This is a genomic window from Methylomonas rivi, assembly GCF_024505165.1.
In the GTDB taxonomy this organism is placed as follows: Bacteria; Pseudomonadota; Gammaproteobacteria; order Methylococcales; family Methylomonadaceae; genus Methylomonas; species Methylomonas rivi.
In genome coordinates, this window is record NZ_JANIBK010000149.1 from 1 (window position 1) to 9,361 (window position 9,361).

Genomic DNA, 9,361 nt, shown 5'->3' on the forward strand with positions numbered 1-9,361 from the left:
GGGCCGGGCGGCGCGGCCCGCCGCGGGCTAAAACGGGGTTTGATGCAGCGAATCAGCACGTCGATCAAGGTTTGCGGCAGCACGGGTTTGCCCAAATGATCGTTCATGCCGGCGGCATTGCAGTCGTTGCGTTCCTTGTCCTGAACCGCGGCCGTCATGGCGATGATGGGCAAATCGGCAAAGCGCGGGTCCCGGCGAATGAGGCGGGTCGCCTCTATGCCGTCCAGCTCGGGCATTTGCAGGTCCATCAATACGGCGTCGAAGTCCGCTTGGCGAACGGCTTCCACGCCCTCCCGGCCGTTATTGGCCACGGTAACGATCAAACCGGCGCTTTCCAGGTATTCGCGGGCCACCAGTTGATTGATTTCATTGTCTTCCACCAGCAGGATATGCGCGCCGCGGATGCCGGCCGCCATGGCAGCCAGTTGTGGCCGGTCTTGAGCCGCTACCAGAAAAGTCTCGCCGCCTTGCAGGCGGGTCAATGTATTCAACAAAACGGACGGCATGACCGGTTTGACCAGAATATCGTCCGGTTTGGCGTCACCGGCGGCGGTCAATAGTTTTTCCCGGCTGAAGGCCGTGACCATGATGATCACCGGGGCATGGCGGATTTCCGCCTTGCGCACCATCTCCTTGATGGCGCGGGTGACTTCGACGCCGTCCAGGCCGGGCATTTTCCAGTCCAGCAATACCAGCTCGAAGTCCTGTCCGGCGTCGTTGGCCGTTTTTAACCGCGACAGGGCTTCGGCTCCGGTGGCGGCCTCCACGACTTGAAATCCCCAGGCCTGCATGATGTCCCGCAGTATTTGCCGGGAAATGTCCAGATCGTCGACGATCAAGACCCGCATGCTGTGCAATTGGCCGGACGCTTGGCCGGCATTGGACTCTTCCGCCAGGGGCAGAATCAAGCTGAATTCGAACACGCTGCCCGCACCGGCTTGGCTTTGCACCGTCAACTCGCCCCCCATCATCTCGATCAGGTTTTTACTGATGGTCAGACCCAGGCCGGTGCCGCCGAAGCGGCGGGTGATGGAACCGTCCGCCTGGGTAAAGGCCTGAAACAAATGGTTAAGCTGTTCCGGGGTCATGCCGATGCCGCTGTCGCGCACCGAGAATTTTAAGGTGGCGTAACCGTGCGCGGCGGCGATCTGTTCGACCTTGATATGGATTTCCCCGGCTTCGGTGAATTTAACCGCGTTACCGACCAGATTATTCAGCACTTGCCCCAGGCGCAAGGCATCGCCGATCAAGCGCGGCGGCAGGGTGTGGTCCAGCTCCAGGACTACCTCCAGGCCTTTTTCCTCGGCGCGGACGATAAACAGGTTCAGCACGTTTTCCAGCATTTCTTCGAGATTGAAGACTTCTCCGACCAATTCCATGCGGCCGGCCTCGATTTTGGAGTAATCGAGGATGTCGTTGGTAATGGTCAGCAACGCCAGGGAGGAGGTGTGGATTTTTTGCAAATAATCCAGCAACTTGGGCGGCGGGTTATTGTTCAGCGCCAAATCCGACAAGCCGACTATGGCATTCATCGGCGTGCGGATTTCATGGCTCATATTAGCCAAAAACAGGCCTTTGGAGCGGGAAGCGGCTTCCGCTTCGTCCTTGGCTTGCAGATATTCGGCGGTGCGTTGCGCCACTTCCAGTTCCAGGCGGTCGCGGTGTTCGGTCAGGTTTTTATCGCGGAGTTGGATCTCTCCCAGCATGGTATTGAAGGCCCGCACCAGATCGCCGATTTCGTCGTGGCCGCGCGGATCGACGCGCAGTCCGTAATTTTTTTGATCGCCGATGCTGCGGGCGGCGGCGGCCAATTCCTCTATTGGCCGGGAAATCAGGCGTTGCAGACGGTTTGCCAGCAGATAGACCAAAATCAACGCCAAACCGGCGGCGCCCAGTCCCTTGGCCAGGTCCGCCAGTTGGTCGTTCCATTGCGCGGTGAAATCCGCTTGCAGCAAGACATAACCGATCAATTCGGTATTTTTAATCACCGGGGTGAAAAGCTCGGCGCGCCGGCTCCAAAAATCCGTACGCAGTTCGCGCAGCGGTTGCCGGAAATCGTCCGGTATGGCGCGCGCCGCTTCGCCCCTGCTCCAGAAGGACAATACGCTGCCGTCCGCCGATACCATCCAGCTGGCGACGATTTCCGGATGCTCCTTTAACGATTCCAGCAGCCGCTTGGCTTCGGCTTGGTCGGCAAAAGCCAGCGCGGCCTGGCCGTTTTCCGCCAAGACATCGGCGAGGCCGGACAATTCGTGCAGCGCGTTGCGGTATTGCTTGAAGGCGGAACTCGCCACCATCACCGACAGACTGACGAGCAGGCAGGCCGCACAGCTCAACATGATGATGGAAACCAGTTTTCGGCGCAGCGACCAATTGGAAAAACCGGATAAGGTACGCAATGAACTATCTCCCGTAAACATAGCTTGCGATATTCAATAACTGGCCCGGCAGGCGCAGGCCGGCCTTGCGGATCGGTTCAAGATTGACTTCGAACACCACTTTGTTATCGCGGAACAGCAGGCCGATGCCGCCGCCTTTTTCCGCGAAATCGTCAATATCGGATAGGGTGAGTGTAGGAGCGTTTCCCAGTGCGGTGAGTATGACCAGAAAATGGGATTGCTCCGAATTGCCGATGTATAGCAGGTGGCAACCGGCCAAGGAAAGATCGGCATAGTTTTGCCGCGCGACGCGTAACCGGCGCTCGCCGATAGCGCGTTCGTTCAGCGCTTCCAAGGCGCCGTCCAGCACGTTGTTTCCGACGATGCATAACAGGATTTCGCCGTTGGGCGGCAGCGTCTCGGCGGGCCATTCCGCGAATTTGGCGAAATTGTATAAATAAGCCGCTTTGATTTGCCCTTCCGAAAGACCGTCCGCCCATTGCGGTTGCCAGCCTGCCAGCAATAGCAGGGCTATAGCGGCCCTGGCCGGCCAACGCCATTTCACGGCCGCGATGCCGGCAATAAGCATGCGCAAACCCAGCCGCATCTGGCTCAAGTTATGTCGAAATCCCTTACGGTTAACGGAGTGCATCAGGCGTGGCTGGGTAGAATATAATCCAAGTGGTAATGGCTGGTATGCTTATAAAAACTAAAAGTAACTATTCAGTGCATGCCAGCCGATGCGGATCAATTGCGTAGGTTTACCCTCAAGGGCATAAAAGCTCGATAGAGCGTAACCCGACAATTGAAGCTATGGCACTGGCATAAGCCGATGCGTTGGGTTATGGCTAGCGCCTAACTCAACCTACGCTGAATAGTTACAACTAAAAACGCTTGCCGAAACGTTGCCGGTCTTTAACCCAAGGGGCAGGGTAGCGCACCGGCTGTTCGAACCGCAAGCCATTTAGCCGCCGTTTCCGGCCGGGCAGCGGCAGTAGCCGTTGAGTTCCACGTAGGCTTGGCCGCCGACCGCGCCCGTAACGTCGCAAGCGCCTTCCCAATAGACCGGGCCGATCCAGAGGCCGTGCCGGGCATGCAGTTCCTGGTCCTTCAGCAAAGGTTGCACGCTGAACTTTTCGCCGCGAACCTCGATTTCCCAGCCGGAAGGATAGCTGCAACCGGTATCCGGGCTGACCCACTGGTCCAGTACGGTGACCTGAAATTCGTGCGCGGCCAAGGTTACGGTACGGCCTTCGGCATCCGTGATGGAGCCGGATTTTTCCACCTCGGAGTCGTTGCCTTTAAAGTCGAACAGCATGATCTGCCGATTGTCGGCCAATTCGATGGCGAACCATTGCCAGCCTTGCTGAATGGCTTGGTACAGTTCGCCGTACTGACGGTCGAACCAGCTGTTGCCGCTGACTGTGAAAGTTTCGCCGGCTATGGTCAGGGTGCCGCTGGTCTCCATCTTCGGCCGCGAGTAATAGTAGGTATAACCGCCAAAACGGTAAGGATGGGCGTCGCCGCCGTAATGCAGGGCCGGCGGTTGGGTGGCCTGCAATTCGATGTCCAGCACGTAGTCGCCCACCGCGGCATGCAGGCGGTCGTGGCCGTCGCCGCCGACGGCGGTGACTTTATTGCCACTGCCGGAGCTGAGATTGAAGCCGTTTTTGCCGCGTTGCGGCAGGTGGAATTCGACAAACTCTTCGAATACGAAGCGGTTGCCGTCCACATCGGTAATGGCGGCTTGTACCAGTTGGTCGCGCATGATCACGAAACTGTCGAAGCTGAAAAATACCACCTCAAAGCCGAAGCGGCGCCCGTCCTCGGCGTACAAATGCCCGGTCCAATACCACCACTGCACTTGTTCGGTCGGCAGAAAAGCATCGTCGGCGGGCAGGTCGACCGGGCCGATCAAGCCGCGTTTCGGCATGAACAAACAGGCGGCCAGTACCGCTGCTAGCAGCAACCAGGGCAGCAATGAGGGATTGAACAGGCTAATCAGCAGGATAAGTCCGGCAATGATCCAGGGTAGTTTTTTCCAGAGTTTGCGCATGATAGGTACTCTTAAGGGGGTGAAAAATCAAAAATTCCAACTGAATTTGCCGTAAATGGAGCGCGGCACTTCGGTTGTAAAATCGGTCAGCGAGACGGCGGCGGAATCTCTAAATTCCAGATGTTGCGGGGAGAATATATTTTGCGCCACCACGGACCATTCCATGCCGGCAACCGGTTCGTAGGCCAGCCGGGCGTCGAAGGTGGTATAGGCCGGCACGTTCTGGTTGACGGCATTCAAGCGGCCGACATGGCGCAGGGTCATGTCCAGGTGGGTTTGTTCGTTCATGTCGATCTGCCAGCGTAGCATGCCGCGATGGCGCGGACTCAGCCCGGCCATGTCCGGGTTGTTGGGATCGTAGGGTTTTTCGATTTTCAAATGGCTGTAGTTGCCGGTGAAGCGCATCCAGTCGAGTACATTCCAGTCGGCGGACACTTCGATGCCTCGGGTGGTGACTTCGCGGCTCAGGTTGGTCCACATCATGGGTTGGGTTATTAAAAGCGTGGGCGCCGTTTGGATTGAGGCGTCGCCCCGGTTGAGTATGATCAGATCGGTGTAATGGTTGCTGAAGGCGGTGACATCGGTGGAAAAGCGGTTGCTCCATTGCGTGCGGTAGCCGATTTCCGCGCTGAAGACTTTTTCCGCCTTCAAATCGGGATTGGCTTGCGCCATGATTTGGACGGGAATCGCAAAGGGGATGGGGTCGATAGTTGCGCTGGATGTTCCCACCGCAATACTCGATTGAGCTTCGCCGCGCGACGGAATCCGCGAGGCCCGGGAAACCGAGGCCCAGACCGAATGCGTACCGTTCGGCGTCCATAATATGCGTGCATTGGGTTGTACCTGGGTATGGCCGAAATGGCTTTCCTCGATCTTGCTGCCCAAGGTCAGCCGCAAGGTATTGTCGATCAGGGTAATATCGTCCTGCACAAAGGCGCTGCCCTGATGGTAGCCCAAACTGCTGGGCGTAAAGGCGATCACCGGGCTGCTGACGGTGGTGCTGTGAATGAAGCGGTAATTGACGCCCCACATCAGGTCGTGGCCGGGATCGGGGTGCAGGCGGTGCTGAAAGTCGATGTCGAACATGTCCTGGCTGTCGGACAAGGCCGGGGCGGTGAAATCGACCCGGTCGTAATAGCCCTGCAACACAAATTCCGAGCCGTCGCCGAGATTGCCTTCCCAGCGCGAGATCAAATTGGCGCCGTCGGCATGGTCGTCCACATTGAAAGCGGTATTGAACGGCGCCGAGACGGTCGAAGGCTGTACGGTATTGCCGACCTTTTTCCGGTATACGTCACCCTGTACGGTAAAACGGTGATTGCCGGAAATTCTATCGTCGATCCGGAATCCGCCCTGCACCGAGCGCCAATCGTCGTGCTGTTTTTCGCCGCGCGGGCTGACGAATGCTTCCCTCTCGAAAGTTTTGGCATAAACCCGGTAATTGCCGTCGTTGCCGATCTGGCCGCCGTAACGGTAACCGGCAAAGCCTTGTTCCTGGTTACCGCCGCCGGCCACGAACAAGTTGCCCTGGGTGTCCTTGGCTTTTTTGGTGATGATGTTGATGACGCCGTTTACCGCATTGGCGCCCCACATCACCGCGCCGGGTCCGCGAATGACTTCGATGCGCTCTATGTCCTCCATCAGGGTGTCCTGCAGATTCCAGAACACGCCGGAGAACAGCGGCGTATAGACCGTGCGGCCGTCCATCAATACCAACAGCTTGTTGGCGTATCGGCCGTTGAAGCCGCGCGAGGTGATCGCCCAACTGCTGGCGTTGATTTGGGCTACTTCAATGCCGGGCGCCAGCCTTAAAGCCTCGGGAATGCTGGCGGCGCCGGAGCGGCGGATGTCGTCCTGGCTAATGATGAAGGCCGCCGCCGCGGTGTCCGATAACGATTGCGATTTTCTGGATACGGAAGAGACTTCCATCTGCATCAAATCGCTGATGGATAACTCTTCGATATCCGGCGAGGTTTCGTCCGCCGCCGCGCGCTCGGCCAGGGCCGCGGCAAGTAGGGCGCTAAAGAGAAAAAGCTTTAAAACGTTTGCCGTCTGCTTCGGGTCGTTATTCTTGTTTTGCATCGTCTTATTGTTATGAGGTAGCGGAGCAACGTTCTGTGCTTATCGGGCATACAGCTTTCGCTTGGCGGCCGGATAAACGGTTAGGCCTGTGCGGGCGCTGCAAAATGTTTTCGTATTCATGGGTTTAACCTTCCGCAAACTTAGCCGTGAAGGATAGTTCAAAATACAAATTCGACTATTAAGCGTGAAAAATGCCGCTTGAAGTCTACCTCCGATCCAATATTTTAATTTTGCAACCTGGACGCTTCGCGGCACATTTTGCTACAATCAAGGCTATTTTTGGCGCACGTAGTGTCAATTTGTTACACCTCACGTCTTTCACACTCATTCCGGAGAACACTCTATGGCAATTAAAGTTGCAATTAACGGTTATGGCCGCATTGGTCGCAATGTCATGCGCGCACTGTACGAATCAGGCCGCACCAATGAAATTCAAGTCGTGGCTATCAACGATCTGGGCGATTCCAAAACCAATGCGCATTTGACCAAATACGACACCGTACACGGCAAATTTCCTTTCGAGGTGTCGGTCGACGGCGATTATATTGTCATCAACGGCGACAAAATCCGGGTTTTCGCGGAAAGAGACCCCGCAAAACTGCCTTGGGGCGAACTGGGTGTGGACGTGGTGCATGAATGTACCGGTTTCTTTACCAGCAAAGCCAAAGCGTCCGCCCATATCGCGGCCGGCGCCAAAAAAGTCATCATTTCCGCGCCAGGCGGCAACGACGTTGACGCCACCATCGTTTATGGCGTGAATCATCAAACCCTGAAAGCCTCCGATACCGTTATTTCCAACGCTTCTTGCACCACCAACTGCTTGGCGCCTTTGGTAAAACCGCTGATGGATACCATCGGTGTCGACCACGGTTTGATGACTACCATTCACTCCTACACCAACGACCAAGTCTTGACCGACGTGTATCACAGTGACCTGCACCGTGCCCGTTCCGCCACCCAATCCATGATCCCCACCAAAACCGGCGCTGCCGCGGCGGTAGGTTTGGTATTGCCGGAAATGAAAGGCAAACTGGACGGTTTTGCCATGCGCGTACCTACCATCAACGTCTCCGTGGTTGATTTGTGTTTCCAGGCTTCGCGCAATACTACTAAAGAAGAAATCGACAGCATTTTAAAAGACGCAGCCAACGGTTCCCTGAAAGGCATTTTGGCGGTTAATGAAGAGCCGTTGGTATCCATGGACTTTAACCACAACCCACATTCATCCATTTACGAACTGGGCTTGACCAAAGTCACCGGTGGCAATTTCGTGAAAGTGTTGTCCTGGTATGACAACGAATGGGGTTTCTCAAACCGTATGTTGGATACTACCGTTGCATTGTTCAACGCCAAATAAAGGATTTACATGCTGTTACGAAGAACCAAAATCCTGGCTACGCTGGGACCTGCCACGGACAAACCCGGTGTACTTGAAGAATTGTTCAAGGCCGGGATTGACGTTGTCAGGTTAAATTTCTCGCACGGTTCGGCGCAGGATCATATCGATCGTGCCAGCCGTGTCCGTGCCTTGAGTAAACAAACCGGCCGCAGGGTCGGTATTTTGGCCGATCTGCAAGGTCCGAAAATCCGTATCGAGCGTTTCAAGGAAAACAAAGTTTGGCTGGAAGAGGGCCAGGCGTTTGCCTTGGATATCAATCTGGGCAAACTGGACGGCGACAATACCCAGGTCGGTATCAGTTACAAACCGCTGGCACGAGAAGTAAAACCCGGCACCCGCTTGTTGCTGGATGACGGTCGGGTGGTTCTCGACGTGGTGAATGTCGAAAACGACACCCGCGTCAACACCACCGTTGTGGTGGGCGGCGATTTGTCCAATAACAAAGGTATCAACTTGTTGGGCGGCGGTTTGTCCGCCGCGGCTTTGACCGATAAGGACAAGGAAGACATCAAAACCATCGCCATCATTGACGCGGATTACGTGGCTATTTCATTCCCACGTACCGCGGCGGACATGAACGAAGCCCGTAGCCTGCTGGAAGCGGAAGGTTGCCATGCCGGTCTGGTCGCCAAGGTTGAACGTGCCGAGGCGATGGACGTCATCGACGAGATCATCCTGGCCTCCGACGCCATCATGGTTGCGCGTGGCGACCTGGGCGTGGAAATCGGCGACGCCAACCTGCCGGCGGCGCAAAAACTGCTGATCCAGCGTTCGCGCGACCTGAACCGGGCCGTGATTACCGCGACGCAGATGATGGAGTCCATGATCGAAAATCCGATTCCGACCCGTGCGGAAGTTTTCGACGTGGCCAACGCCATCATGGACGGCACCGATGCCATCATGCTGTCGGCGGAAACCGCCTCTGGCAAGCATCCGGTGAAAACCGTGCAAGCCATGGTGCGTATCTGCCTGGAAACCGAGAAACAACCCAGCGTGACCAAGTCCATGCACCGGATGACCGATAACTTCGCCCGTATCGACGAAGCCATCGCCATGTCGGCGATGTACATGGCGAACCACACCGAAATCGCCGGTATTGCCTCCTTGACCGAGTCGGGTTCAACGCCGCTGTGGATGTCCAGAATCAACTCCGACATCCCCATTTTTGCATTCAGCAGCCACGAACGCACTCTGGGCCGGGTAACCTTATACAAAGGGGTATTCCCGATCAGTTTCAGCCATGAAAAAATGGAATCCGCCAGCGTCAGCCAAAGTTTGACTCAAGCGTTAAAGTTGCGCGGTGTGGTGAAAACCGGTGATTCGCTGATTCTGACCAAGGGCGATCGGACCGGCACCAGCGGCGGCACCAACTCGCTGAAAGTAATTAATGTAACCGAAGAATAATTTTTCGGTGGCGGAATTGCGAAAAGGAGGCGCCGTGCAAAC

The 9,361-nt window shown here is 56.3% G+C and carries 6 protein-coding genes; 2 read left to right on the forward strand and 4 right to left on the reverse strand.

What is annotated here, in order from left to right:
* From NP596_RS17865 to NP596_RS17880, 4 genes are all read right to left on the reverse strand, one after another.
* Positions 1–2,399, reverse strand: a 2,399-nt coding sequence (locus NP596_RS17865; RefSeq protein WP_256616756.1) for a hybrid sensor histidine kinase/response regulator, incomplete at its 3' end; no start/stop codon positions are given.
* A 4-nt stretch (positions 2,400–2,403) separates the two neighbouring features.
* Positions 2,404–2,985, reverse strand: coding sequence for a YfiR family protein (locus NP596_RS17870; protein WP_256616762.1), 582 nt, complete (start codon positions 2,983–2,985; stop codon positions 2,404–2,406).
* 357 nt (positions 2,986–3,342) lie between these two features.
* Positions 3,343–4,434: a lipocalin-like domain-containing protein gene (locus tag NP596_RS17875; RefSeq protein WP_256616757.1), complete on the reverse strand. Its 1,092-nt coding sequence runs from the start codon at positions 4,432–4,434 to the stop codon at positions 3,343–3,345.
* A gap of 27 nt (positions 4,435–4,461) precedes the next feature.
* On the reverse strand, positions 4,462–6,516 hold the full coding sequence (locus NP596_RS17880; RefSeq protein ID WP_256616758.1) for a TonB-dependent receptor plug domain-containing protein: 2,055 nt from the start codon (positions 6,514–6,516) through the stop codon (positions 4,462–4,464).
* A 343-nt stretch (positions 6,517–6,859) separates the two neighbouring features.
* Here NP596_RS17880 and gap point away from each other — a divergent pair, with 343 nt between their 5' ends.
* Entirely contained in the window at positions 6,860–7,873 is a 1,014-nt protein-coding gene (gene gap, locus NP596_RS17885) for a type I glyceraldehyde-3-phosphate dehydrogenase (RefSeq protein ID WP_256616760.1), read from the forward strand.
* Positions 7,874–7,882: 9 nt separating this feature from the next.
* Positions 7,883–9,319 (forward strand): pyruvate kinase, encoded by a 1,437-nt coding sequence (gene pyk, locus NP596_RS17890; protein ID WP_256616761.1) that lies wholly within the window; start codon positions 7,883–7,885, stop codon positions 9,317–9,319.
* The last annotated feature ends 42 nt before the right edge of the window (positions 9,320–9,361 follow it).